This is a genomic window from Bradyrhizobium sp. WSM1253 (assembly GCF_000244935.1).
Classification (GTDB): domain Bacteria; phylum Pseudomonadota; class Alphaproteobacteria; order Rhizobiales; family Xanthobacteraceae; genus Bradyrhizobium; species Bradyrhizobium canariense.
On sequence record NZ_JH600073.1, the window covers coordinates 3,705,765 to 3,729,684 of the forward strand.

Here is a 23,920-nt window from a genome sequence, read left to right on the forward strand (position 1 = left end):
CCGGGGCGTCGGCAGGAACGCGGCCAGCGGGCGGGCCAGCCGCGCCAGCACCATGCTGGCGCGGAAACGCTGCGGGTCCGGCAGGACGAAGGCCAGCACCCGGCGCAGCAGCCGCTCGGCCAGCGGCCGCTCGTAACGCTGCTCGATCCTGACCCGGGCCTGATCGACCAGATGCATGTAATTCACCCCCGAGGGGCAGGTCGTCATGCAAGCCAAGCACGACAGGCAGCGGTCGACATGTTTGACCACTTCGGCGGTCGGCGTCTGGTCCTTCTCCAGCATCTCCTTGATCAGATAGATGCGGCCGCGCGGGCTATCGAGCTCGTCGCCAAGCAGCACATAGGTCGGGCAGGTTGCGGTGCAGAAGCCGCAATGGACGCAGGCGCGCAGGATCTTGTCGGCTTCCGCGATGTCGGGATCGGCGAGCTGCGCGAGTGAGAATTCGGTCTTCATGCCGCAACGCCCCGCAACAGCCGGCCCCGGTTGAGGATGGTCTTCGGATCGAAGCTGGCGCGGACCCGCTCGCTCAAGGCGGCAAGGCCAGGGCATTGGGGGTGGAATACATCGATCGTGCGCCTGATGTCCTCGGCCGCCCGGATCAGCGTAGCGTGCCCGCCGGCCGCATTTGCACGTTCGCGCACGGCCGCGGCATGCGCGTCCGGCTTCGGTGGCAACGCCGCCCAGATCAGTCCACCACCCCAATCGTAGATCAATTCGCCGCCGGTCTCGCGCGCCAGCAGCGTCCCGAGCGCCGCGCCCGACGCCGGCGGACAGACGATCCGCCAGACCGGCCACGCCCCCAGCGCGCCGTCAGCCGCGAACGGCAGGACGTCGCGGATCGTGGTCCACAGCGCCGCTGACACCGTGTCCTCGACGAGAGTTGCGGTTCCGAACGGCGCCAGCAATTCGCGCAGCGAGCCGGCACGGTGAGCGGCCGAGGCGGTAATGCCCTCGAGCCGCAGCACGGTCAGCGCCTCGCTTTGGCCTGCGATATCGCCGAGACCTTCGATCTTGGTCCGGAACGCCGATGTCGGCAGATGCGCGGCCCCGGAGACGTCGAAGGGCGAGCCGAGCGCCGCCGTCATCGCCTTGTTCGCGGCGGCATCGTCGAGCCCGCGCAGCAACAGCGTCCGCTCCGCCTCCGGCTTCGGCATCACCTTCAGCGTGACCTCGGTCATGATCGACAGCGTGCCCCAGGAACCCGCGAGAAGCTTACAGAGGTCGTAGCCAGTGACGTTCTTCACCACCTTGCCGCCGGTCTTGAAGCTGTCGCCGAAACCGGAGACAGCCTGCGCCCCAAGCAGATGGTCGCGCGCCCCGCCCGCCTTGATCCGGCGCGGACCGGCCAGGCCAGCCGCGATCATGCCGCCGATGGTGCCGAGCGCGGGCGTGCCGAGCAGCGGCGCGGTGTTCATCGGCTCGAAGGCGAATTGCTGGTTCTTGGCATCGATCAGCGACAGCACGTCGGCCAGCGGCGCCCCGGCCTGGAGCGTGACAATGAGTTCGTTGGGCTCATAGGCGGTGATGGCATTCAGCGCGGAGACGTCGAGCACGGCGTTGGTCGCCATCGCATGACCGATGGCACGCTTGGAGCCATGGCCGATGATCTCGAGCGGCTGCTCATTGGCAATCGCCGCGCGCACCACCTCTTCGACGTCTTTGGCGTCTCGTACCTTGAGCGTATCCACGCCTGTAGCGGGTACCGAAGTTTGCAGCGAAAATCAAATTTGGCGCGTTGCAGCGAGGCGGCTCTAGAACCGCGGAATGTCGGGAAACGCCAGCTTGCCGGCATGGACGTGCATGCGACCGAGCTCGGCGCAGCGGTGCAGGGTCGGAAACACCTTTCCGGGATTGAGCAGGCCCTGCGCGTCGAAGGCGCATTTCAGGCGCTGCTGCTGGTTGAGGTCGATCTCGCTGAACATCTCCGGCATCAGATCGCGCTTCTCGATGCCGACGCCGTGCTCGCCGGTGAGCACGCCGCCGAACTCGACGCAGGCGCGCAAGATGTCGGCGCCGAAGGCTTCGGCGCGCTCGATCTCGCCGGGCTTGTTGGCGTCATAGAGGATCAGCGGATGCAGATTGCCGTCGCCGGCATGGAACACGTTGGCGCAACCGAGCTGGTATTTTTCGGATAGCTCGCGGATGCGCGCCAGCGCCTTCGGCAGCGCACCGCGTGGGATGGTGCCGTCCATGCAGAGATAGTCCGGCGAGATGCGGCCGACGGCGGGGAACGCGGCTTTCCGGCCGGCCCAAAACAGATTGCGCTCGGCCTCCGAGGTCGAGATCTGGCAGGTGGTCGAGCCGCAAGCGTTCGCAATCGTCTCGACCCGCGTGATCAGCTCATCGACCTCGATCTTGGGACCGTCGAGCTCGATGATGAGGAGGGCCTCGACATCGAGCGGATAGCCGGCATGGACGAAGGCTTCCGCGGCGTGGATCGCAGGCTTGTCCATCATCTCCATGCCGCCTGGAATGATGCCGGCGCCGATGATGCGCGCCACGCATTCGCCGGCCGCCTCGACTTGCGCGAATCCGACCATCAGCGCACGCGCCGTCTCCGGCTTTTGCAGGATGCGCACCGTGATCTCGGTGATGACACCGAGCAGGCCTTCCGAGCCGGTGATGACGCCCATGAGGTCGTAGCCGGAGTTCTCCGCCGATTTGCCGCCGATGCGCAGGATCTCGCCGCTCATCAGCACGATCTCGCAGCCGAGCACGTTGTTGGTGGTCATGCCGTATTTCAGGCAGTGCACGCCGCCGGAATTCTCCGCAACATTGCCGCCGATCGAGCAGGCGATCTGCGAGGACGGATCCGGCGCGTAGTAGAACCCGGCATGGGCGACGGCCTGGCTGATCGCGAGGTTGGTGACGCCGGGTTCGGTGACGACGGCGCGGTTGTCGAAATCGATCTCGCGGATGCGCTTGAACTTGCCGAGGCCCAGGAGCACGCCGTCTTCCAGCGGCAGCGCGCCGCCGGAGAGCGAGGTGCCCGAGCCGCGCGGCACCACCTTGATGCCTTGTCCGGCACAATATTTCAGGACGAGCGAAACCTGCTCGGTCGTGTCGGGCAGCACCACGACCATCGGCGGCTGCCGATAGGCCGTCAATCCGTCGGATTCATAGGCCCGCATCTCGGCAGGCGTATCGATCACGCCTTCGCCTGGGACGATTGCGCGCAATGCAGCCACGATCTCGGCGCGGCGCGCGAGCACGGCCTGGTCGCTCGCAGGCATCATGATGGCCATAACATTTCCTTCATGGCGTATCCTTCCGGCCGAGGCCGCACGATCGAATTGTCGCGGCAAATCAACCACGTCCGCGGTGGTTTGGGTAGGCCATCCGAAAGTCGGATCGACGATCTTGCACGAGTTCGCTCTGGGACAAGTAGGAAATCGTGAAACCTGCCATGGTTTGGCGGCTTGTCCAATCCGGACAGGCCTGCCAAAACCGGCAGGTCCGACCATTGCCGATCAGGCATGCAACTGACCAGACCCCAGGGAAGAGACGAAGAGCACCCGATGACAAAACTGATTTTTGGCGCACTGACCATCCTCACCGCGATTGCCACCGCACCTGCCGCGATGGCGCAGGATGCCGCGGCCGGCAAGTCTTCGTTCAACAAATGCCTGGCCTGTCACGCGATCGGCGAAGGCGCCAAGAACAAGGTCGGCCCCGAGCTCAACGGCCTCGACGGCCGCAAGTCCGGCACCGCGCCGGACTACAATTATTCCGACGCCAACAAGAATTCCGGCATCACCTGGAACGAGGCGCAGTTCAAGGAATACATCAAGGACCCGAAGGCCAAGATCCCCGGCACCAAGATGGCGTTCGCCGGCATCAAGAACGAGAACGAGATCAACAATCTCTGGGCCTATGTGTCGCAGTTCGACAAGGACGGCAAGATCAAGCAGTAAGCGCGTAAGCGGCGGCCGCTAATCGGCGGCCGCCTGCGCCGGGACGATGTTTCCGATCATCGTCTCGATCTCCGTCTTGACGAGATCGGGCACCGCGTTCTGCACCATGTGGCCGAGATCAGGCAGCACGATCAGCTTGGCATTCTGCACGGTGGCAGCGAACGGGCGCGCGTGAATGTCGGTCTTCACCGTCTTGTCGGGTTCGCCGGCGATGATCGTGACTGGCGCCGATATCTCGCCGTAGCGGACGACCTGCACGGCGACCGCTTCCTTCAGCCTCACCAGATCATAGGCATTGGCGATGAACTCGCGCGGGCGCAGCAGCAGCGGCGTCGCGGAGTCCCGCACGAAACCATCCGGCATCATTTGCGGCAGGAAGACGTTGCGCGCGCCGGGCTCGCTCAGGAAATAGCCCAGCGGCAGGGTTATGGTGTAGGCGAGCAGCGGGCCGATCACGGGCGTTGCTATGATCTCGTTGTAGCGGCCGACGCCGCCGCGCCAGGGATGGGTGACGGGCGCGAGCATCACAAGGCCCGCGACGCGGCCAGGATGATCGAGCGCCAGCCGCGCGCCAAGCGCGCCGCTCCAGGAATGCACCACGAAGACCGCGCGATCGATCCCGAGTTTGCCGAGCGCCTCATCGATCATCCGCGCCTGCACCTCCGGGGTCGAATCCTGCCGCCGCGCCCGCGTGCTCCAGCCATGACCGGGACGGTCGATCAGGATGACGCGATGATCCCTGGCGAGGAGATCGCCGAGCGGCCGCCGCATCGCCTCGAGGTTGGAGCTCGCGCCGTGCAGCATCACGATCGGCAGGCCCGAATCGCGCGGGCCGATATCGACGAGGTGAAGCACGGCGCCATCGACCTCGATCATCCGGCCTTGCGGTGGAAAGGCGCGTTGCACAGCGAGGACGCCGGCCTGCGTGACCAGCGCCAGCACAACCAGCGCGGTCACGACTGACATCACGATCATGGATGGAATCCGGGCGATCCAGGGCACAGGGCAGTTACGTGGCTTGCGGGCGGCAGTTTCGCCCGGGGAGCCCCCGCGCTCCACTTGAAATACCGGGGCTGTGGATATGTGCATAATTCAAGCGGTAAAAACGCAACGAAATCAATGCTACTCCCCGCAGCACGCAAGCCTCGAAACAGGTTCATGCAGTCGTCATCGCGGCGTCCATATAATCGCCACGGTCGGTTCCGCCATTTAGACGCAGGTGGGCGCCGATCCTGCTCGCAACCCTCGGGGATGCGGGAAAGACCGGCAGGATTTATCCTGATTTGAACCGGAGAATTTCGATGAGCCTGAGATCCAAAGATACTGCGATCGACGAGATCGTGGCAAGCTGCCACGGCGACCTGCGCGGTGCTGTGCGCGCGCTGCTGCTGATCAACGAGCACCTCGAGACGGAGCTTGCAAAGGCCTACGCCGCAGCAGTCGATCGCGGCCTCGCCGAGCGCGAGGGCAGCGTTTTGCACTAGGTCGCTGTCGACCTAGTTCGTGCTGTCCTCGTCCTTTTCCTCGTCAGGCGTGGGTGCGGGACAGGCGCGGATGGTCGAACGGGCAAGCTTGGCGTCGGCCTTCGATTTGTAAGGACCGTCACCGAACCAGACGTCGCCGATGATCACGGGATTGCTGGTCACGATGTTGCATTTTCCGGTGGCGCGATTGCCGACCACCCAGAACAGTCCGTCGGCGAGGCTCGCCGTGCCCGACGCCAACAGCAATGTACCTGCAAAGATCAAACGCTTCATGGCTGTGCTCCCGCCATGAAGGTAGGCCTGCGGCGGTGCCACCCACACCCCTCGTGACGCAGCGCGTGTCATCGTGGTTAATCCGCCTGCGTTGCATTCGCTCGAGCAATGATCGACTTGTCCGCTAAATATCGCGGCCTTCGACCTTCTCGGTCAGCGCCTTGACCTGATCGGGGATCTTCTCGAGGTGCGGATTGACGGCGAGCGCCTTGCGGTAGGCCTCGAGTGCGCGCTTTTCGTCGCCGACCTCCTGCATGATCATGCCGAGGCCTGCGAGCGCGCCGAAATGGCGGGGCTCACGGATCAACACCTCGCGAATGTCGGCGAGCGAACGGCCATAATCGTTCTGCATGTAGTAGAGCGTCGCGCGACGATTCCAGGCCTCGATATAGTCGGGCCTGAGCTTGACGACCGAATCCAGCAGCTTGATCGCGACCTCGATCTTCTTTGCGTCGACCGCGGTCTTGGCCCGCGCCATCAGCAGCGCCGCGGTGTCGCTCGGGGTCTGGATCCAGATCGCCCAGATCCGCGCCTCGACGTGCTTGGCGCTGGCCTCGTCGGGCGCAGCTTTCAGCGCGCCGAACAGGAAATCGAGATTCTTGGTGCGGTCGACCTTGGGCAGCTTGGCCGGCGCTTCCGGAAGTTTCTTCTGCTTGCCGGGCGGGGTCGGTGGATCAATCTGCTGCGCCAGCGCCGGAGCGAGTCCGGCGGCTCCCAGCACAAGAGCCAGACACAGGGTGCGCGCAACGAAGAATCTCACTGCCATGGCCGAAGTCTAAACGCGCAAAGCCGCCCTTGCAAAGCAGGGGCGGCGTCAAACTCGTGTGAGACCGTGGTCTTGCGGGGCGCTCGCGAGCGTCCGGCAGGGCGAAATCAGCCCTGACGTGCCTTGAAGCGGCGCTGCACTTTGTTGATCACATAGACCCGGCCCTTGCGGCGGACCAGGCGGTTGGCGCGATGGCGACCGCGCAGCGATTTCAGCGAGTTACGGACCTTCATGGCAGAATCCTGAACGTTCGAAAGGCCGTGTTCGGCACTACCGTTTCGGCACGCGCGAATGAGGCAAAATGAGATTTTCCCGCTGGCGGACCGACCGCCCGGGACGGGGCGGTTCTTAAGGCATGGGAGGACCGGATGTCAATGTTAACTGGCCCGATCCCACCCAGCAAATTCAGGAAAACAACCCCATGCAAAGTAGAAGCGGCCGGATCGGCCCAATCAGCATCTCGGGCGACGCCTGTCCCACGACGCCTTGTCCCACAATGCCTTGCCAAATTCGTTATATCATATAATCAATTCGACAACCCGTCGGGAGGAAACCCATGCCGAAGCTGAAGCTGCCCAATATCGACGACGTCGTCGCCATCGATATCCACACCCACGCCGAGGAGCCCTGCGGCACCCATCCCGACGACGGCTATGACGATTTCCAGGCGCAGATGGCCGACTATTTCAAGTCGCCGCACAAGCATCCGCCGACCGTGCCGGAGACTGCCGCCTACTATCGATCCAAGAACATCGCCGCGGTGATCTTTCCGGTCGACGCCGAGCGCGAGACCGGCTTCCGCCGCTACAAGAACGAGGAGATGCTGGAGATCGCCTCCGACCATCTCGACGTTCTCATCCCCTTCGTCTCGATCGACCCGCACAAGGGCAAGCTCGGGGTGCGCGAGGCGCGCAAGCTGATCGAGGAATACGGCGTTCGCGGCTTCAAATTCCACCCGACCATGCAGGGCTTCTACGCCAACGACCGCATGGCCTATCCGCTCTATGAAGAGATCAACAATGGCGGCGCGATCGCGCTGTTCCACACCGGCCAGACCGGCGTCGGCTCGGGCATGCCCGGCGGCATGGGCATGCGGCTGAAATATTCCAACCCGATGTACATGGACGACGTCGCGGCCGATTTCCCCGACCTCAAGATCATCCTCGCGCATCCCTCTTTCCCCTGGCAGGAGGAAGCACTGTCGGTCGCGACCCATAAGCCCAACGTCTACATCGACCTCTCGGGCTGGTCGCCGAAATATTTCCCGCCGATCCTGGTGCGCTACATCAACTCGATCCTGCAGGACAAGATGCTGTTCGGCTCGGACTGGCCGGTGATCACGCCGGACCGCTGGCTGTCGGATTTCGCCAAGATCGACATCCGCGATGAGATCCGGCCGAAGGTGCTGAAGGCGAACGCAAGGAAGCTGTTGGGGATCTAGGGGCGCACTCGTCAGCGCATTGAGGGCTTCGACGCTGCTATCGAAGCCCTCACGCTCAGGTCCTCAAGGCTCAAGGCCGATGCTCGCGCCGCGCAGGTCCAGCACCCAGCTGCGGCCCAAGTTGCGGATGGCGGCCTTGGCGCGGTGAATCCGATGGCGGCGTTGCGTCCGATCAGTTCACGCTTGCGAGGAAGCCGGCCAGGATTGTCCGGCTTTGGCTGAGCGTCTCGATACGTTCATCGATCAGGCCGACCTGCTGCATGAGTATTTTTCGCAGCTCGTTGCACGGCGTGAAAGCCGGATCGTTGTTCCTGACGCAGGGGAGCAACCGCTTGATGGTTTCGAGCGTCATCCCCGCACCGCCAAGCATCTTGATGCGCCGTACGGTTTCCTCTTCGGCCGTGCCATAGTCGCGATAGCCGGAGTTCGTCCGCAGCGGCGCAAGCAGTCCTTCGCCTTCGTAGTAGCGCAGCATTCGGACGCTGACCCCCGTCCGTCGGGAGAGTTCACCGATTTTCATCTGAAGCCTCTTGACCCTCACAGCGCTGTCAGACCTTACAGACTTCGCTCGTCCAAGTGAATGCCACTTGTGAAGGGAGCAACGATGAAAGCCTACCATTTGAATGGCCATGCTGGTGCTGGCCGCCTTGCGTGCGTCGACGTCGGCAAACCCGAACCCGCCAATGGCGAGGTCCGCATTCGGGTCGAAGCGGCAAGTCTGAATTACCGCGACCTCCTGGTCCTCGACCGTGCAGGCCAAGGCGAGCTCAACGGACGCGTTCCACTCTCCGACGGTGCGGGTGTCGTTGACGCCATCGGCGCCGGCGTCGCGCAATGGCGGCTCGGGGACCGCGTCGCTGCATCGTTCTTCCGCGATTGGATCTCGGGGCCGTTCAAGTCCAGCTATATTCCGTTATCCCTCGGTGGCAACACGATGGACGGAATGCTGGCTGAGTATGTCGTGCTGCCGGCGACCGCGCTGGTCTCGGTGCCGGCGCATCTGTCCGCGGTGGAGGCAGCGACCCTGCCCTGCGCCGGCGTCACGGCTTTTCATGGCCTCATCGCACGCGGCGGGATGCGCAAAGGCGACACGCTGCTGGTCCAGGGAACAGGCGGCGTCGCGCTGTTCGGGCTTCAATTCGCAGCGGCGCTGGGCGCGCGCGCGATCGTGATATCATCCTCGGACGAAAAACTCGCCCGCGCCAAGGCGCTGGGCGGTTCGATCCTCATCAACTACCGCGACACGCCGGACTGGGATGTCGCCCTGATGAAGGCGACGAATGGCGCCGGCGCCAGTCATATCCTCGAACTCGGCGGTCCCGGCACCTATGACCGATCGCTGCGATCGGTCGCTTCGGGTGGCAAGATCGTTCAGATTGGGGTTTTGACGGGGTTCGGTCCCAAGCCCGACCTCGCACGCCTGCAGTGGGAGAATGCCGACATCATCGGTGTCACCGTCGGATCGGCCGAACACTTTGTCGCGATGAATCGCTTCCTGACCGAGCATGCGATCCACCCGATCGTCGATCGGGTCTACGACTTCGACGAGGTTCCCGAAGCATATGCGCACCTGCGGACCGGCTCACATTTCGGCAAGGTCGTGATCAGGCTTTAGAAACCAGAGGCCCAAGTCGCGATTGCCTCTTGGACCGATTTCGCTGCGCCTTGTATAGTCCGTGGACCGCAACGATCCCGGGGGACAGGTGAATTGAGTCTCAAAGCCGTTGTCTTCGACGCCTACGGAACGCTTTACGATATCCAATCGGTCGCGGAGATCACCGAGGATGCGTTTCCCGGCTACGGTGAGATCATCACGCAGATCTGGCGGCTCAAGCAGCTCGAATACACCTGGCTGCGCTCGCTGATGCGGCGCTACCAGGACTTTGCAGCCATCACGCGCGACTCGCTCGCCTATACGTTGCGCGTGCTCGGGCTCGCTTACGAGAACGAGGCATTCGAGCGCGTGATCGAGAAGTACCTGCATCTCGATCTCTATCCGGATGCGACGGCAGCGCTCACGGCTCTGAAACCGCGAAAACTCGCCATCCTCTCCAACGGCAGTCCGGACATGCTGAATGCGCTCGTGCGCAACTCCGGTCTCGACGCCCTGCTCGATGCCACGATCAGCGTCGACGCGAAGAAGATCTTCAAGCCGAGCGCGGAGGCCTATGAGCTGATCGGCGAGGTGCTCGGCACCGCGCCGGACGAGGTGCTGTTCGTCTCCTCCAATCCCTGGGATGTCGCGGGCGCGAAAGCATTCGGGCTGAACGTTGCCTGGATCGAACGGGTGACGCCGGAAGCGATGGCCCTGGCTTGCGTCGAGAACGAACTCGTGGCACCGCTGACGATGTTCAAGGCGATCCGCACCCAAATGGACGAGCTCGGCTTTGCGCCGGATCATCGCGTCCGGGCGCTCTCGGAGCTGCCAAGGATTGTTTAGGCATCGCCGCCCGCCCATAAGTCTGGAATGAGCCGATCTGAATGAGCCTTCAATCCGTTCGCGATTTTTTCGCTGAAAAAGCCCCCGACATATCAGTCATCGAATCCCCGATCAGCTCCGCGACCGTGCCGTTGGCCGCCGAGGCTTATGGCGTCGAGCCCGGACGCATCGCCAAGACGCTGTCGTTACGGATCGGCGAGCGCGTGATCCTGATCGTCGCGGCCGGCACCTCGCGCATGGACAACAAGAAGGTGAAGGCGGCGTTCGGCGGCAAGCCGAAGATGCTGGGGCTGGAAGAGGTCGCGGAGGTCACGGGCCACGAGGTCGGCGGCGTCTGCCCGTTCGGACTGAAGGCTCCGCTGCCGGTCTATTGCGACATCTCGCTGAAAGCGTTCGACGTGGTGGTGCCGGCTGCCGGCTCGACCCATAGCGCGGTACGGATCACGCCGGAGCGGATGGCCGAGCTGACCGCGGCGGAATGGGTCGATGTCTGCGAGACCAGATCCGAAGCGCGCTAATCATCCTCGTCGTAAGGCCGGGGCTGGGTCGCCGGAGGCGGCGGCGCAGCATTGTATCGTGGCGCCGGCGCGGCGCGATTGCCCGGAACCTGCTGCTGCGGCGGCATCTGGTTGTTGGACTGGAACACCGCGCGACAACCGCTGGAGAGCTGGGGCGTATTCTGCCGCAAGCAGGCCGTAATGCGGCTCACATCAGGGATCTGGTCGCTGCACAGCCGCCATACATCCGGCGTGCAGGCCATCTGCTGCTCCATGGTTCCGCGATACTCTTCAGCGGATGCAACGCCCTGCGCGGCGATGCCGCCGATCGCAAGCGCCACACCCAGCGCAATCCGCTCTGTTCGCATGTCCGATTCCTTCGCGAGTCTCTCGAATTCTGCTGAATCAATGAGACGCGGGGAGGTTCTGGACCAACAAAAAATTGTGAAAACGGGCCAGGAACCTATTCGACCTTGCCGATCTTCTTCACCGCCGCAATCAGCCGCGCGCTGTCGACCGCCACGAACTCGGCAAACGCCGGCGCGTCCTGATAGGCAACGAGACTGCCCGACGTTTCGAAGGCCTTGAGCACGTCGGGGCTCGTCATCACCTGCGCCATTGCCTCGCGCAGGCGAGTCGCGATCGGGGCAGGAAGAGCATTCTGGGCAAAGAGTCCGGCCCAGATGTACATCTCGACGTCCTTGTAGCCGAGCTCCTGGAAGGTCGGCACATCGGGGAAGCTTGCGATGCGCTTGGCGCCGCAATTGCCGAGCACGCGCAGCTTGCCGTCCTCCACTTGCGGCTTCAGCGTTCCCGGTGCGGCGGCGATCGCCTGCACGGTGCCGCCGAGCAGCGCGGTGAGTGCCGGTCCGGCGCCGCGAAACGGCACATGGAGCAGCTTGATGTCGGCGCTGCTCGCAAACATCTCCATCGCCACATGCAACGTGCCGTAAGGCCCCGACGAGCCATAGGTGATCTGGCCGGGACGCTTCCTGGCATCCTCGACAAAATCCTGCGCGGTCTTCCACGGCGCCGAGGCCGGTACCGCGAGCAGCGTGGGATCGGCCAGCACCCGCGCGATCGGCATGAACTGCGAGAGCTCGTAGGCGACCGGACGGTCGAACAGCCGGTCGGCCTCGGGCAGCACCGCGAGCGAGGACAGCGTCATCAGCAGCGTGTAGCCGTCAGGCTCGGCGCGCGCCGCCGCGGCGTTGCCAACGGATCCACCGCCACCGCCGGCGCGGTTGTCGACGATGACCGCTTTGCCGAGGATTCGCTCCAGCGCCTGTGCGACGGGGCGCGCCGCGAGATCCGCCTGGCCGCCGGCTGGAAACGGCACGATCATGGTGACGTTGCGAGTGGGATAGGCTTGCGCGAAAGCCGCGCTCGACAACGCAGGCAACAACGGCAATGCGGCAGCGGCGCGCAGGACATCGCGTCGATCCATGGCAGACTTCCCCCCTGTTTTTTTGTGTCGCCAGCCTAGCGTGCCCCTCCGCAAGAACAAGCCGCGCGGCGGGATTAACGAAGCATTATCCATGTTCCGCCCGGTCAGGAACGTCCCCTGGACCCTCCCGTTGCCTCCCAGGGAGTGGAGCGATGAATAGACTTCAGACCATTGACGTGGCGCTGGACGAGATGCTGGTGAATCTCGCCGCTATCGTGTTGCGGCTTTCAAAGCCTGACGTGACACGAACGCCGGAAGCGCAACGCGCATTGGCGCAATCCGTGCATCAATACGCGGTGTGTGCGGCACGCTCGAGCGATCCGCGCGTGCACGAATTGAAGACACAGCTGGAGGGGACGTTGCGGCCGGCCTTGCGCGTGGTCGCGATCGACGGCGTGAAGGTATCGTAGTCGAAGATTGGTGGGCACGCTTCGCTTTGCCCACCCTACGATAGCTGTGCGGCGAGGTGCCGTAGGGTGGGCAAAGGCGCGCTCTTCGCGCGCCGTGCCCACCATCATTCGCCGAATTGCCTGGCAACGTCCCGCATATCCCCTCCCCAATCCACGGGAAGGGTGCCCTGCTCGACATAGCGATGGAAGCTGCTGTGAGGCCAATCGCGCACACGCGCGACGAGGCCATGCTTCACGGGATTGAAGTGTATGTAATCAACGTGCCGCTCCAAGTCAGCATCGTCGCGAATTGAGTGCTCCCAGAAGCGGCGCTGCCAGATGCCCTTCTCGCGCTTCCTCGACTTGCTGATTGAACGCTCGCCGGCCTCCAGCCGCCGCGAAAACCCACCCTTGATCAGATTCCATCGCGACGAAAAGTCGGCGTCATCCTAAGGCAACGCCCAGATCGCATGGAGGTGGTCAGGCAAGATACAAATCGCGACGGTCCCGAACGGCCGGCGTTGCACGACCGTTCGGTAAATCTGGCGTAGGCGATCAACCTGGTCGACGAGTAGCGTACTTGACCGATCAGCTAGCACGACGGTGAAGAAGAACATGTTGCCTTGCGCTCGGCGGTACTGAGGCACTTGCGATTCCTCGCGTGAATTGGTGGGCACGCTTCGCTTTGCCCACCCTACGGCACCTACGCTGTTCGCTCGCTCTTCTTCACCCGCCGTTTGCACGTACCCGGCAGTTTCGCTGCGAGAAAATCGCCGAGCGCCTCGACGCGTGCGGGGCGCGGGCCGCCGGGTGGCGTCACCAGATGCACGGCGCCTTCGACCTGCTTCCAGTCCTTCAGGATCACTTCGACCTCGCCGGAGGAGATGGCGTCGCCGACGATGAATTCTGGAAGGTCGGCGATGCCGAGGCCGGCGATCAGCGCCGGCATCACCGCGTCGCCGTTGTTGGCACGGAGCTGTCCGCCCGGACGCACGCTGGCCTGCTCGCCGGCCGCATTGGTGTAGTGCCAGACGTTCGGCGTCGAGAGATAGGCGTAGCTGAAGCATTTGTGCGCGGCCAGATGCATCGGATGCGTCGGTCGTCCCTCGCGCTTCAGATAGGACGGCGCGGCCACAGTGAAACGCGGCATGGTGAAGAGGCGCCGCGCGATCAACGAGGAATCCGGCAGCCGCGCGATCCGCACAGCCATGTCAAAGCCCTCGCCGATCAAATCGATGGTCGCATCGCTCAGATGCAGGTCTACCGAGACTTCGGGATAGGTTTCGAAGAACTCCGGCAGCAGCGGCGCCACCGCCTTGATCCCGAATGTCATGGGCACGGCGAGCCGCACCAGGCCCCGCGGCGCGACCGACTGCGCCAGCGCCTCGTTCTCCGCGGCTTCGCCATCGGACAGCAGGCGCGTCGCACGCTCGGCGAGCTTATGGCCAGCATCGGTCAGCGCGAGCCGGCGTGAGGTGCGGTTGAACAGCCGGGCGCCGAGCCGCTCTTCGAGGCGCGTGACCGCTTTGGACACCGTCGCCTTGGACATCGCGAGCTCGCTCGCGGCCCCCGCAAACGACCGTAATTCCACAACTTTTGCGAAAATCGCGAGTGCCTCGAAATCGGGAAGTTTGGCCATGGCGGGTCCGATCGGGATGTTTTTGGAAACAATACGTTTCAACAGTTTCTATTTATAACCACAGGCGGAGGCTTATCCAAGGGTCATCAGACATTCAGGACTGGAGAAATCCAATGACCAAGAAGCTCTCAGGCAAGGTTGCCCTCGTCACCGGCGGCTCGCGCGGTATCGGCGCGGCCTCTGCCCGCGCACTCGCCGATGAAGGTGCTGATGTCGCCATCAGCTACGTTGCCTCTCCCGAAAAGGCGGAAGCGGTCGTCACCGAGTTGAAGGCCCGGGGCGTCAAGGCCCGCGCCTTCAAGGCCGACCAGGCCTCGGCCAAGGACGTGACGCAGCTCGTCAAGGCCGTCGCGAAGGAGTTCGGCCATCTCGACATCCTCGTCAACAATGCCGGCGTCGCGAGCGGCGGCGCGATCGACGATGCCAATGCCGACACCGAAGCGCTCGCCCGCCAGGACGCGGTCAACGTGCATGGCGTGATCGCGGCGATCCGCGCCGCTTCGCAATTGATGGGCGAGGGCGGCCGCATCGTCACCGTCGGTTCGATGCTTGCCGACCGCGCCTCGTTCCCGGGCCTTGCCGACTACGTCGCCACCAAGGCGGCCGTGGTCGGTTACACCAAGGGCGCAGCCCGCGACCTCGGCCCGCGCGGCATCACCGTGAACGTGGTGCAGCCCGGCTCGATCGACACCGACATGAATCCGAAGGACGGCGGCGAGTTCGCCGAGACCCAGCGCAAGCAGCACGCGCTGCAGCGCTTCGGCCGTCCCGAGGAAGTCGCCGCCGGAATCGTCTTCCTCGCAAGCCCGGAAGCCTCCTTCGTCACCGGCGCGGTGCTCAACGTCGACGGCGGTTTCGGCGCCTGATCAAGGCGCCACCCGCCAAAACAAGGAATTACGCAGATGATCGAACTCAGACCTTTCGCAAAGCTCGGCGGCGCCGATCACGGTTGGCTCAACGCCAAGCATCATTTCTCCTTCGCAAGCCATTATGACCCCGACAACATGGGTCACGGCGCCTTGCGGGTGTGGAACGACGACGAGATCGCGCCGAACACCGGCTTTCCAGCCCATCCCCACGCCAATATGGAAATCATCACCTATGTGCGCGAGGGCGCGATCACCCATCAGGACAGCCTCGGCAACGAGGGACGCACCGAAGCGGGAGACGTGCAAGTGATGAGCGCCGGCAGCGGCATCCGCCACTCCGAGTACAATCTGGAGCCGAGCAAGACCCGGATCTTCCAGATCTGGATCGAGCCGACCGCGCGTGGCGGACAGCCGACCTGGGGCTCGAAGCCGTTTCCGAAAGGAGACCGCTCCGGCAAGCTCGTCACCATCGCGAGCGGCTTCGAGCAAGACACGGACGCGCTGCCGATCCGCGCCGATGCGCGGGTGCTCGCCACCACGCTGAAGGCAGGCGAGAGCGCGGAGTACGTGCCGCACAAGTCGCGGCACCTCTATCTCGTGCCCGCGGCGGGGTCGGTCGAGATCAACGGCGTGCGCGTCAACGCCCGCGACGGCGCCGCGATCCGCGACGAAGACAGTCTGAAGATCACGGCATTGGAAGATTCCGAGATCGTGCTCGTCGACGCGGCTTAGAAACGCATTCGTCATGCCGGCTTGTCCCGGCATGACGCTCCCGACACCCACCATCAAATCTGCATCCAACGGAGATCATCATGACCAAAGTTCTCGTCCTTTATTATTCCGCCTATGGCCACATCGAAGCGATGGCCAATGCCGTCGCCGAGGGCGCGCGCGAAGCCGGCGCCACCGTCGACATCAAGCGCGTGCCCGAGCTGGTGCCGGCCGAGGTCGCGAAAGCCTCCTATTACAAGGTCGACCAGACCGCCCCGATCGCCAAAATCGAGGACCTCGCCAATTACGATGCGATCATCGTCGGCACCGGCACCCGCTTCGGCCGCATGGCCTCGCAGATGGCGAACTTCCTCGACCAGGCCGGTGGTCTCTGGGCCAAGGGCGCGCTGCACGGCAAGGTCGGCGGCGCCTTCACGGCGACCGCGACCCAGCATGGCGGCCAGGAGACGACGCTGTTCTCGATCATCACCAACCTCTTGCATTTCGGCATGGTCGTGGTCGGCCTGAACTACGGCTTTGCCGGCCAGATGAAGCTCGACGAGGTCACCGGCGGCGCGCCCTATGGCGCCACCACGATCACCGGCGGCGACGGCAGCCGGCAGCCCAGCGCCAACGAGCTCGCCGGCGCACGCTATCAGGGCCGCCAGATCGCGGAGACGGCCAGGAAGCTGCACGGCTGAGCGCGGTTAAGCTTTACGCCTGAACCACTGCATGGCAGGTGCGATCTGGGCGGCATTCTCTTCGGGGGATGCCGCCCCATCTCTGTGGTCAGGATATTTCACCAAAAGCGATACGAATGGCTTTCGAACTCTTGTTGATCGCGCAGATGATCCGCAGGCCCGCTCAGGCGCTGGCGCGGCGATGGTATTGCCGAAGCCTGTTCCGCGCCTCGCGCGGCCGCTTTCATTGTGCCGGCTGCACGAAGGCGTGACCGGCTAGGCCTGCGTGATGTCCGCGTTGGGCTTGATGGGCGCAGTCGCGACAGGCGCCGGTGCCGTCGAGAGCCACCAGCCGTCACCGCCGAACCAGCACGTCTCGTCGGGAGCGCCCTCTCTCCGCAACGACTGCACGCCCTCCCATCCCCTTGCGAACGCCTCCGCCAGTCGCCGGGCAGCATCCGCATCCTGCAATCCCGCGCAGCCGATGAATTGGGCACGCCCGAGGAATTTGGCGGGCCAGGCTGCACCCTCGTCCGGGCGCGTGATCATCAGCATGCCGCCGAGCATGCCTTCAGGCGCGAGCGGAAACACCAGCCGCCCACCGGGCAGCAAGGCATCGAGCCATTCGGCAGCCGGCTGCGCCGCACCCGCGCAGACATAGATCACGTCGGCTCTGGGCAGATCGGACGCGATGCCCGAACGATCCCACACATCCACATGGTCGATGTCCTTCAGATTCTCGCGCGCGAGCCCTGCCAGACGTTCGTCGATCTCGTAGGCATGGACGCGGCCGCCGGGGCCGACGAGATGCGCGAGGATCGCCGTGTAGTAGCCGCTCCCCGCGCCGATCTGGATCACGATCTCGCCTTGCTTCACCGCGCAACCGCTGAGCCAATAGGCGTGCGCGCCGGGCATCCCGATATTGAGACCCCGCGCGCTGTCGAGCGCGAGCAGCGTGTTCTGGTAGAGGAAGGCGGGATCATCGTCGGGCGTCACGACATAGGGGTGTCCGCCAACCGAGATCGACCACGGCCCGGGTCCGGCGAACGGCTCGCGCCTGACGGTGCGATAGGCTTCCTCGATACGGGGGTCCGCGGCCCTCGCCGCGGCGCAGATCAACTGCGCATAGAATGCGCGATATTTTGCCGAACGATCTTTCATGTCGCCTCCGGGAAACAGGCGACGATAACACAACGATTGCGATAATCGCGTGACCCTGCAATCCAGGGCAGCGCGTCAGCGCGTCCCCTTGCCCATCGCCTGCGCCGCAAAGGCGGCGAGCCTGGGGTGACGGCGCAGGCCCTGCGCGACATGGTCACGCCACGCGAAGAGCATGCCGCGCCAGGACAGCGCGACGCTGACATCGGTCAGCGGCACCGGCTCGGCGCCGAAGCGGCGCTTGTAGTCCTGGTTGCCGATGCTGAGGTCGAAACGGCGCACGCCGTCGGCATGCAGCGCCGCCATGGTGCGCTCGGTCACGAGCAGCCCCGGCGAGCAGTTCGACCAGGAATCGCCGGCGTGGCTGATGCGCAGCAGGAAATAGGTCGCACCAGACCTGACGCCGAGCGTGGTGGCAACGACGGCCTCGTCGCAGACCAGCGCCGAAATGACGGCGTAACCGTCCGCAGCACCCTGGCGGGCGACCTCGCGATAGAACTGCGCATGGGTTTCGTCGTTGAGGACGAAGCGCGAGCCGAGCTTTCGCATGCGCGCCTGCTGCTGGGCATCCATCACGTCCAGCAGCTCGCGCGCACGCGCGACATCGGTGGCGATCTCGAATCGCGCGCCGGCGTGACGGCTGAAGACGCGCCAGCAGCGTGGCATCTGCATGCGCTTGATCGAGGCCCGGTAATCTTCATAGTCGTCGCCGGTCAGCACGAGGTTGCCGTTGAGCGAGCAGGATCCGATCCGGCCGAGCGACACCAGCGGGTTCGGGTTGCTGCCAATCTGGGCCGGCATCTTCTTCAGGCGCAGCAAATCGAAGCGGTCCGGCAATGCGCGCAATGCGTCGATCAACGCCTTGCCGATCGCATCCGCCGCCGCCGCGTCCAGCGCGGCATCGAGCGCCAGAATCGGCGCGTTGTTGTCGGAGACGCCGAGATCGGCGAATTCGACGATGCGGATGCCGCGCCTGAGATGGCTGATCATCGGCACCATTGCGATGTCCTTGCCAGTCGTGGCATCGGAGATCAATGCAATCAGCGGCGAGAGATCGTGGAACGCCTCGTACCAGGCGCTAAGCCAATAGCCATGCTGGAATGCAGTGCGATGGCCAGCGTTCAGGCGCGATGCGGCCTGCTTCCAGTCACGCACGAAATCGACCGCGATTCCCGACGCGCTGGACACAAGATCATCTGGTTGCTCGACGCTGAGGATCGTCATCCGCGGGACATGCGATTACTGGGTGTTTCCAGATAGATTATGTTTTGTCGCGGCCACAAGTGACCTCACCGCTTATCGTTAAGCCGATGCCACTGCGGCAGCACCGGCTGCGACAAGTCATCCGTTTCCGCGACGCATTGGAACCTGGCCAGGAAGTGCAGGCCGGCCACGGCAACAGCGAACATGAACCAGATCGGATTCTGCCGTTCGAGCAGGAAGGTCTCGGTGGCCCCGTAGTACAGGCCGAACAGCCACACGGTCAGGAACAGCTTTGCCAACGCACCGCTGCGGTTGTGAGTTCGGGCCGTCTGGAAATTGCCGAGCGGCGCGAGCACGAAGACGAGGATCACCAGCAACAACCCCGGAAGGCCGATGGTGACCGCGAGGTCGAGATAGCTGTTGTGGCTGTGCGCGGCGCTCGTTGCCCATTCGGCGCCCTGGACGGTCTGCCGTGCCGTCACGTCGTCCCAGAACGCGGCGTAGCCGTGACCAATGGTCGGCTTCTCGGCGACGGCTGCGAGCGCGAACTCCCAGATGGCAGAACGGCCGGTGAAGGTGGGATCGAGCGGAAGCAGCCGCGTCATCGCCCCGAGCGCCGGGCTCAGGACGCTGCCGACTGTCAGCAGGTTCATCACGATCAGCGGCACGAAGCAGATCATCCGCCTCAGCCACAGGCTCGGCGTGACGCAGACCAGCGAGGCGAGCGCGTAGATCGCAAGACACAGCACCGACGACGTCTTGCCGCCGGTGAAGATCAGGAAGATTCCGGCCAGCGCGGCGATGGCCGGCCCCATCACGAAGGAGCCGACGGCGGACAGATAAATGCCGACATAGATCAGGATGGTCATCACCGGCGAAGCGATGTTCTTGTGACCAAAGCTGCCGCGCCAGTCGCCGGCCAACTGCGGCTCGGTGACGTCGAGTGCGGTGTGCATCGAGTATTGCGGCGCCAGGAAGACGCCGAGATAGCAGAGGGTAAGCAATACGAGCGCGGCGCCGCCGAGACACAGGTTGAAGCTGCGCTGCGTCGGCGGCAGCAACGGCAAAAGCACCGCGAGCGACATCACGCTGGCTGCGAGCACGAAGCGCTGCATCGAGACTCCGCGATTCTCGGAGAAGACGATGTTGATCAACAGCCATCCGACCAGGCAGAGATGCAGCGGCGTCACCAGCGTCTTCAGCGCGGGCGCATCCGTTGCGGCGACCAACAGTACCGCGACCGCCGCCAGCAAGCCCCAGGAGACATAAGTGAGCGCCATCCGTCCGCCGACGACGGTGGTGACATCCTCGTTGCGCAGGTCAGGAAACGGATCGAGCGTCACCAGCACCAGGAGCAGGGCTGCGACTGCGACGAGGCAGCGCGCCGCCCGCACGGCGTCGATCCCCGCAAGCCCATCGCGCAGGACGCCGCCGAACGATCGGGCCTCGACGTCGGTCATATCAGTGGCGCTGCGATCCATGGCTCGAGAGTAGTGGTGAAGCCGGGGGAAGCTCCAAGAGTTAGCCGATCCCTGTTAAGCATTCGTCAACCAGTCCAACGGGGCTCTGCGGCACCGCCTGCGGCCGCACGATGCTCCGCGCGATTTCGTAATATTGAAGCGCGCGCTGTTCCAGCGTGAGGTTGTCGAGCACGAAGCCGCGCGGATCGAACGTATCGGCGGCGCACCCGGCCCAGAAATCATCCCAGCCCGCCTCGAACCCGGCGATGTCGACGAACTTGGCGCCGCAACGATCGTCCCAGTACGGCACCGACGAGACCGGGGCGAACTGGACGCGATGCGGATAATAATCGGGGTCCCGCCAGGGGCCGCCGGGATCCCAGGCGAGCACCGGGACGCCGCAAGACAATGCCTGCTGATAGGCGATGCCCTGGCTCTCGTTCTGGCAGAGGAAGATCATCGCACGCGATCGCGCGAGCGCGGCCCGATAGTCCTCTTCCTTGTAGCTGCCGTAACGCAGCTCGGTGAACGAGCGGCCTTCCCTCGTGAGCCGGGCGCGGACGGGTTCGATCAGCTCCGCCGCGTAGCGATCGCGGTCCCAATGCACCTTGTCGTAGATCAGGACGTCGACACTCTTTTGCGAGGTCGGCGACGGTGCCCAGAGATCCGTGTCGATGCCGATCGGCCAAGCCTCCGTGTCGGGCCAATGCGGCCGATACATGTCGGCGTACCACGGGCCGGGCACCACGACCTTCTTGACCGGCAGGCGCTTGAACAGGTCGGGATCGTCGAGCGGATGATTGTGGGCGGCAACGCCGAGCAGGATCGGATTTTTCCAGGCGAACTTGTCGAGCAGGAAGGTGCGGCCGATGATGCAGGCGAGTTCGCGCGGATGCCGCGCGATGTAGCCATAGTCGTTGACGCGATAGCGGATACCGAGCCGATCGAGCCCTGCACAGAGATTGAGGAACACGCGGAGCTGCCCGCTCATGCGCGGCTCGCCGAGCAGCATGCGACGCGCCATGCGCCGCAGATGCCGATCGCCGGGAAACCAGCGATCGTCCTTGTCCTCGTAGAACAGGTTGAGGACCATGTCGTCGGGATCGTAGTCGAATGTCTTTGCGGGCACTGGGTCCATCCGCGGCAGCCAGGTTGCCCATTCTCGCATGGGACCGGCTGTCGCACTCTTCCAAATTTGCCACAGGCTTAATGCCGGCGGCTTAACGCTAATTGACGAAACCAACGCTGCGGCAGCCTTCGTGGCGACGCTTTTTTCCCCAATGCGAGTATCATTCGCGACGGCCAAGGTTCCGATCGATCGCGTTGCCAACTCGCAGATGCGCCCTGGTTAACAGACGGTTAAAGGCGAGTCGTATCTTGATCACCGCGGAAGAAATTCTCGAATTGCCGGCGACATCGCGCGTCGTTCCGGCGGCACGCGTCCCGCTGCAGGTCGGCTCAACGACGTCGGTATCCGTCGTCATTCCGGCCAAGAATGTTGCGGCCTATGTCGGCGAAACCCTCGCCAGCGCACTGGCGCAAGCCGAGGTCACCGAAGTGATCGTCGTGGACGACGGCTCGACCGACAGCACCACCGCGATCGTCCGTGCCATTCGTGACCCGCGACTGCGCCTGATGACCAACGGCGCCGCTGGCGTATCGGCAGCGCGCAATCTCGGCGCACAACATGCGAGCAGCCAATGGCTGCTCTTCCTCGATGCCGACGATCGCCTGCGGCCCGGCGCGGTCGCGGCCCTGCTGGCCACTGCGCGTGCCGCGCCGCGAGCGGTTCTTGTCTACGGCGACTACAACACGATCGACAGCGAGGGACGGCAGATCGGCCGCCGGGATCTGCTGAAAGGACGCCGCAAACCGTCCGGCGACGTGCTGGCGCGGCTCGCGGCCGGAAACTTCATCGTCAATGGCGGCATTGCGCTGGCACGTGCAGAGGCCTTCCGCGCTATCGGCGGCTTCGACGTCTCGCTCAGATATTGCGAAGACTGGCACTGCTGGTGCCGCCTTGCCGCGATCGGCGAATTCGAATTTGCGCCAAACCTTCTGCTCGACTACCGCCTGCACACGGCCAACACCATGAACGCGGCGGTGCGGACGCCACAGGATTTCTTTCCGGCGATCGCACGAATATTCGACGACGGGTTGATCATGGCGCGACTGCCCGCGGGCATGGCAGCCGGGCTGCGCCGGGCCGCCGAGGTTCATCTCGTCACGTATTCGGCGATGCAAGCGGTCCGCTTCGGCAGATATCGCCAGGCCTTCGCCTATCTCGGGATGGTCGGGCGCCGCTCGCTCAAATCGCTGCCGCGTTCCGCGGTTAGGGTCGCCCTCGCCTGCTTCGGTATTTAGACCGCGACCTCGGCGTCAGGACGCGATCTTCGAGGCCTTATAGGGTTTCGGCTCGATGCCGAACGCGGCGAGCGCCGAGCCGAGCGCGACCATCACGGGGTGCATCGCGACGACGACCTTCGACGTTTTCAGCAGAGCGGCCGCGCGCACCAGCGACAGCGGCAACCTCCCGAGCATCTGCGCAAACACCCACACTCGCGCCGCGGCGCCCTGCGCGGCCTTGGACTGCACACGATAATTGATCGCGCCGATGCGCAGGCCTCGCTTCACGATCCAGCCGAAACTGGTGCGGCTTTGCGGCACCGTCTCGGTGATGACTGCCTCCGCCGTCCAGTGGAACGTCATGCCGGCATTGCGGCAGCGCACGAAGAAATCGCAGTCGCCGCCCCCGAGGAAGTTGAAGCGCGGGTCGAAGGCCGGACGGGCGAACCTCTCGAACGCCGCACGCGTGATCAGGCAATTGCCGCAGCCGTAGATCAGGGGCACAGCGCCGCTGTAATCATAGGCGGGGCAGAAAACGGGGTGGCGCGAAAGCCAGGGCATGCTGCGATCCTCGAAGACCGGCAGCACCGGCCCGCCGACCAGATCGGCGCCGGTCGCCTCCGCGGTGCGAACCATCAGCTCGAGCCAATCGGGCGAGGCGATCTCGTCGTCGTCGATCATCAGGAACCGGGTCGCGGCGGGAAACAGCGCCAGCGCCGTCTCGAACGCGGCGTTGATCGCCTGGACGTTGCCTTGCCGTTTCTCAACCAGGCAGACACCCTGGAGCCTGCCATCGGCGAGATATTCCGCGGCCACCGGCGCGCTTTCACGCCGGACCGCATCGTTCTCGACCATGACGACGGCGAAGGAGCGCGGGGTGCGCTGACTGACGAGCGAGTCCAGCGTCGACCGCAGATGCTGCGGGCGGCGGAAGCAGGGAATGCAGACGACGATCCCAACCGACAGGTCGATAATCCGGGAGCTGGACGCGATCTCCCGGTCGGGATCGCGCACGGCATCCGAGATACGCGTGGCGGACAGGTCTGTCGGGATCAATGTCATGACGTTCTAGATGTCCGAGATAGATTGAAAAAGCCCTGCTTCGATCCGGGCATCAGCGCCGTCCCGCGACGGCACATCGCCGCGGGACAGGCACGTCCCAAAATGAACGGCCGGTTTGAGCCTCGCGACGGCGCCACGCCG

27 protein-coding genes and 1 pseudogene are annotated in these 23,920 nt (G+C 64.3%); 11 read left to right on the forward strand and 17 right to left on the reverse strand.

Going from position 1 to position 23,920, the window contains the following annotated elements:
- The 3 genes from BRA1253DRAFT_RS19010 to BRA1253DRAFT_RS19020 all read right to left on the reverse strand — a co-directional run.
- Positions 1 to 453 (reverse strand): 4Fe-4S dicluster domain-containing protein (locus BRA1253DRAFT_RS19010; RefSeq protein ID WP_007603760.1); only part of this gene is annotated, 453 nt, incomplete at its 3' end.
- Positions 450 to 1,688 carry an FAD-binding protein gene (locus BRA1253DRAFT_RS19015; RefSeq protein WP_007596964.1) on the reverse strand — a complete coding sequence of 413 codons (1,239 nt, stop codon included), beginning with the start codon at positions 1,686 to 1,688 and terminating at the stop codon, positions 450 to 452. The genes BRA1253DRAFT_RS19015 and BRA1253DRAFT_RS19010, both read right to left, overlap by 4 nt.
- 63 nt (positions 1,689 to 1,751) lie before the next feature.
- A complete protein-coding gene (locus tag BRA1253DRAFT_RS19020; RefSeq protein ID WP_007596965.1) occupies positions 1,752 to 3,245 on the reverse strand; it encodes an FAD-linked oxidase C-terminal domain-containing protein in 1,494 nt (497 codons plus the stop codon).
- A 273-nt stretch (positions 3,246 to 3,518) separates the two neighbouring features.
- Between BRA1253DRAFT_RS19020 and cycA the strand changes: the two genes are divergently transcribed.
- Positions 3,519 to 3,914, forward strand: coding sequence for a cytochrome c-550 CycA (gene cycA, locus BRA1253DRAFT_RS19025; RefSeq protein WP_007596966.1), 396 nt, complete (start codon positions 3,519 to 3,521; stop codon positions 3,912 to 3,914).
- Between the two features lie 18 nt (positions 3,915 to 3,932).
- Here the strand turns inward: cycA and BRA1253DRAFT_RS19030 are convergent, their stop codons facing one another.
- Entirely contained in the window at positions 3,933 to 4,889 is a 957-nt protein-coding gene (locus BRA1253DRAFT_RS19030) for an alpha/beta fold hydrolase (RefSeq protein ID WP_007596967.1), read from the reverse strand.
- A 326-nt stretch (positions 4,890 to 5,215) separates the two neighbouring features.
- On the opposite strand from BRA1253DRAFT_RS19030, the gene BRA1253DRAFT_RS19035 reads away from it, so the two are divergent.
- On the forward strand, positions 5,216 to 5,398 hold the full coding sequence (locus BRA1253DRAFT_RS19035; RefSeq protein WP_007596968.1) for a hypothetical protein: 183 nt from the start codon (positions 5,216 to 5,218) through the stop codon (positions 5,396 to 5,398).
- A 12-nt stretch (positions 5,399 to 5,410) separates the two neighbouring features.
- Here BRA1253DRAFT_RS19035 and BRA1253DRAFT_RS19040 read toward each other — a convergent pair whose 3' ends face one another.
- From BRA1253DRAFT_RS19040 to ykgO, 3 genes are all read right to left on the reverse strand, one after another.
- Positions 5,411 to 5,671: a hypothetical protein gene (locus tag BRA1253DRAFT_RS19040; protein ID WP_007596971.1), complete on the reverse strand. Its 261-nt coding sequence runs from the start codon at positions 5,669 to 5,671 to the stop codon at positions 5,411 to 5,413.
- Between the two features lie 124 nt (positions 5,672 to 5,795).
- Complete coding sequence (locus BRA1253DRAFT_RS19045; RefSeq protein WP_007596972.1) at positions 5,796 to 6,437, reverse strand: tetratricopeptide repeat protein; 642 nt, start codon at positions 6,435 to 6,437, stop codon at positions 5,796 to 5,798.
- Between the two features lie 107 nt (positions 6,438 to 6,544).
- The gene (gene ykgO / locus BRA1253DRAFT_RS19050) at positions 6,545 to 6,670 is read right to left on the reverse strand and encodes a type B 50S ribosomal protein L36 (RefSeq protein WP_006611362.1); all 126 of its coding nucleotides are present in this window, start codon (positions 6,668 to 6,670) and stop codon (positions 6,545 to 6,547) included.
- Positions 6,671 to 6,993: 323 nt separating this feature from the next.
- On the opposite strand from ykgO, the gene BRA1253DRAFT_RS19055 reads away from it, so the two are divergent.
- Positions 6,994 to 7,878, forward strand: a complete 885-nt coding sequence (locus BRA1253DRAFT_RS19055) for a 4-hydroxyphenyl-beta-ketoacyl-CoA hydrolase (protein WP_007596981.1) — start codon at positions 6,994 to 6,996, stop codon at positions 7,876 to 7,878.
- Positions 7,879 to 8,050: 172 nt separating this feature from the next.
- On the opposite strand, the gene BRA1253DRAFT_RS19060 is transcribed toward BRA1253DRAFT_RS19055, so the two are convergent.
- Positions 8,051 to 8,398 (reverse strand): MerR family transcriptional regulator, encoded by a 348-nt coding sequence (locus BRA1253DRAFT_RS19060; protein ID WP_007596982.1) that lies wholly within the window; start codon positions 8,396 to 8,398, stop codon positions 8,051 to 8,053.
- An 84-nt stretch (positions 8,399 to 8,482) separates the two neighbouring features.
- Between BRA1253DRAFT_RS19060 and BRA1253DRAFT_RS19065 the strand changes: the two genes are divergently transcribed.
- From BRA1253DRAFT_RS19065 to BRA1253DRAFT_RS19075, 3 genes are all read left to right on the forward strand, one after another.
- Positions 8,483 to 9,493: an NAD(P)-dependent alcohol dehydrogenase gene (locus BRA1253DRAFT_RS19065; RefSeq protein ID WP_007596983.1), complete on the forward strand. Its 1,011-nt coding sequence runs from the start codon at positions 8,483 to 8,485 to the stop codon at positions 9,491 to 9,493.
- 93 nt (positions 9,494 to 9,586) lie between these two features.
- A complete protein-coding gene (locus BRA1253DRAFT_RS19070; RefSeq protein ID WP_007596984.1) occupies positions 9,587 to 10,318 on the forward strand; it encodes a haloacid dehalogenase type II in 732 nt (243 codons plus the stop codon).
- Positions 10,319 to 10,359: 41 nt separating this feature from the next.
- On the forward strand, positions 10,360 to 10,836 hold the full coding sequence (locus BRA1253DRAFT_RS19075) for a YbaK/EbsC family protein (RefSeq protein WP_007596986.1): 477 nt from the start codon (positions 10,360 to 10,362) through the stop codon (positions 10,834 to 10,836).
- Here the strand turns inward: BRA1253DRAFT_RS19075 and BRA1253DRAFT_RS19080 are convergent.
- Positions 10,833 to 11,183: a hypothetical protein gene (locus BRA1253DRAFT_RS19080; protein WP_007596988.1), complete on the reverse strand. Its 351-nt coding sequence runs from the start codon at positions 11,181 to 11,183 to the stop codon at positions 10,833 to 10,835. The two genes, BRA1253DRAFT_RS19075 and BRA1253DRAFT_RS19080, sit on opposite strands and share 4 nt — an antisense overlap.
- Before the next feature lie 95 nt (positions 11,184 to 11,278).
- Positions 11,279 to 12,262, reverse strand: a complete 984-nt coding sequence (locus tag BRA1253DRAFT_RS19085; RefSeq protein ID WP_007596990.1) for a tripartite tricarboxylate transporter substrate binding protein — start codon at positions 12,260 to 12,262, stop codon at positions 11,279 to 11,281.
- Positions 12,263 to 12,414: 152 nt separating this feature from the next.
- On the opposite strand from BRA1253DRAFT_RS19085, the gene BRA1253DRAFT_RS19090 reads away from it, so the two are divergent.
- Positions 12,415 to 12,672: a hypothetical protein gene (locus tag BRA1253DRAFT_RS19090; RefSeq protein ID WP_007596992.1), complete on the forward strand. Its 258-nt coding sequence runs from the start codon at positions 12,415 to 12,417 to the stop codon at positions 12,670 to 12,672.
- A 104-nt stretch (positions 12,673 to 12,776) separates the two neighbouring features.
- Here the strand turns inward: BRA1253DRAFT_RS19090 and BRA1253DRAFT_RS45295 are convergent.
- Positions 12,777 to 13,268: pseudogene (locus BRA1253DRAFT_RS45295) on the reverse strand (transposase).
- Between the two features lie 86 nt (positions 13,269 to 13,354).
- Positions 13,355 to 14,290, reverse strand: coding sequence for a LysR family transcriptional regulator (locus BRA1253DRAFT_RS19100; RefSeq protein WP_007596993.1), 936 nt, complete (start codon positions 14,288 to 14,290; stop codon positions 13,355 to 13,357).
- A 113-nt stretch (positions 14,291 to 14,403) separates the two neighbouring features.
- On the opposite strand from BRA1253DRAFT_RS19100, the gene BRA1253DRAFT_RS19105 reads away from it, so the two are divergent.
- From BRA1253DRAFT_RS19105 to wrbA, 3 genes are all read left to right on the forward strand, one after another.
- The gene (locus tag BRA1253DRAFT_RS19105; protein ID WP_007596994.1) at positions 14,404 to 15,156 is read left to right on the forward strand and encodes an SDR family NAD(P)-dependent oxidoreductase; all 753 of its coding nucleotides are present in this window, start codon (positions 14,404 to 14,406) and stop codon (positions 15,154 to 15,156) included.
- A gap of 36 nt (positions 15,157 to 15,192) precedes the next feature.
- Positions 15,193 to 15,891 carry a pirin family protein gene (locus tag BRA1253DRAFT_RS19110; RefSeq protein ID WP_007596995.1) on the forward strand — a complete coding sequence of 233 codons (699 nt, stop codon included), beginning with the start codon at positions 15,193 to 15,195 and terminating at the stop codon, positions 15,889 to 15,891.
- Positions 15,892 to 15,971: 80 nt separating this feature from the next.
- Complete coding sequence (gene wrbA / locus BRA1253DRAFT_RS19115; RefSeq protein ID WP_007596996.1) at positions 15,972 to 16,571, forward strand: NAD(P)H:quinone oxidoreductase; 600 nt, start codon at positions 15,972 to 15,974, stop codon at positions 16,569 to 16,571.
- Positions 16,572 to 16,826: 255 nt separating this feature from the next.
- Here the strand turns inward: wrbA and BRA1253DRAFT_RS19120 are convergent, their stop codons facing one another.
- The 4 genes from BRA1253DRAFT_RS19120 to BRA1253DRAFT_RS19135 form a co-directional block, all read right to left on the reverse strand.
- Positions 16,827 to 17,711: a protein-L-isoaspartate O-methyltransferase gene (locus BRA1253DRAFT_RS19120; RefSeq protein WP_007596998.1), complete on the reverse strand. Its 885-nt coding sequence runs from the start codon at positions 17,709 to 17,711 to the stop codon at positions 16,827 to 16,829.
- A gap of 75 nt (positions 17,712 to 17,786) precedes the next feature.
- Complete coding sequence (locus BRA1253DRAFT_RS44530) at positions 17,787 to 18,932, reverse strand: GNAT family N-acetyltransferase (protein ID WP_007596999.1); 1,146 nt, start codon at positions 18,930 to 18,932, stop codon at positions 17,787 to 17,789.
- Positions 18,933 to 18,997: 65 nt separating this feature from the next.
- Positions 18,998 to 20,392, reverse strand: coding sequence for an O-antigen ligase (locus BRA1253DRAFT_RS19130; protein ID WP_007597000.1), 1,395 nt, complete (start codon positions 20,390 to 20,392; stop codon positions 18,998 to 19,000).
- Positions 20,393 to 20,432: 40 nt separating this feature from the next.
- Positions 20,433 to 21,500 carry a glycosyltransferase gene (locus BRA1253DRAFT_RS19135; RefSeq protein ID WP_035995280.1) on the reverse strand — a complete coding sequence of 356 codons (1,068 nt, stop codon included), beginning with the start codon at positions 21,498 to 21,500 and terminating at the stop codon, positions 20,433 to 20,435.
- 248 nt (positions 21,501 to 21,748) lie between these two features.
- Here BRA1253DRAFT_RS19135 and BRA1253DRAFT_RS19140 point away from each other — a divergent pair, with 248 nt between their 5' ends.
- Positions 21,749 to 22,735 (forward strand): glycosyltransferase, encoded by a 987-nt coding sequence (locus BRA1253DRAFT_RS19140; protein WP_007597002.1) that lies wholly within the window; start codon positions 21,749 to 21,751, stop codon positions 22,733 to 22,735.
- Between the two features lie 15 nt (positions 22,736 to 22,750).
- On the opposite strand, the gene BRA1253DRAFT_RS19145 is transcribed toward BRA1253DRAFT_RS19140, so the two are convergent.
- The gene (locus tag BRA1253DRAFT_RS19145; protein WP_007597003.1) at positions 22,751 to 23,779 is read right to left on the reverse strand and encodes a glycosyltransferase family 2 protein; all 1,029 of its coding nucleotides are present in this window, start codon (positions 23,777 to 23,779) and stop codon (positions 22,751 to 22,753) included.
- Between the last annotated feature and the right edge of the window lie 141 nt (positions 23,780 to 23,920).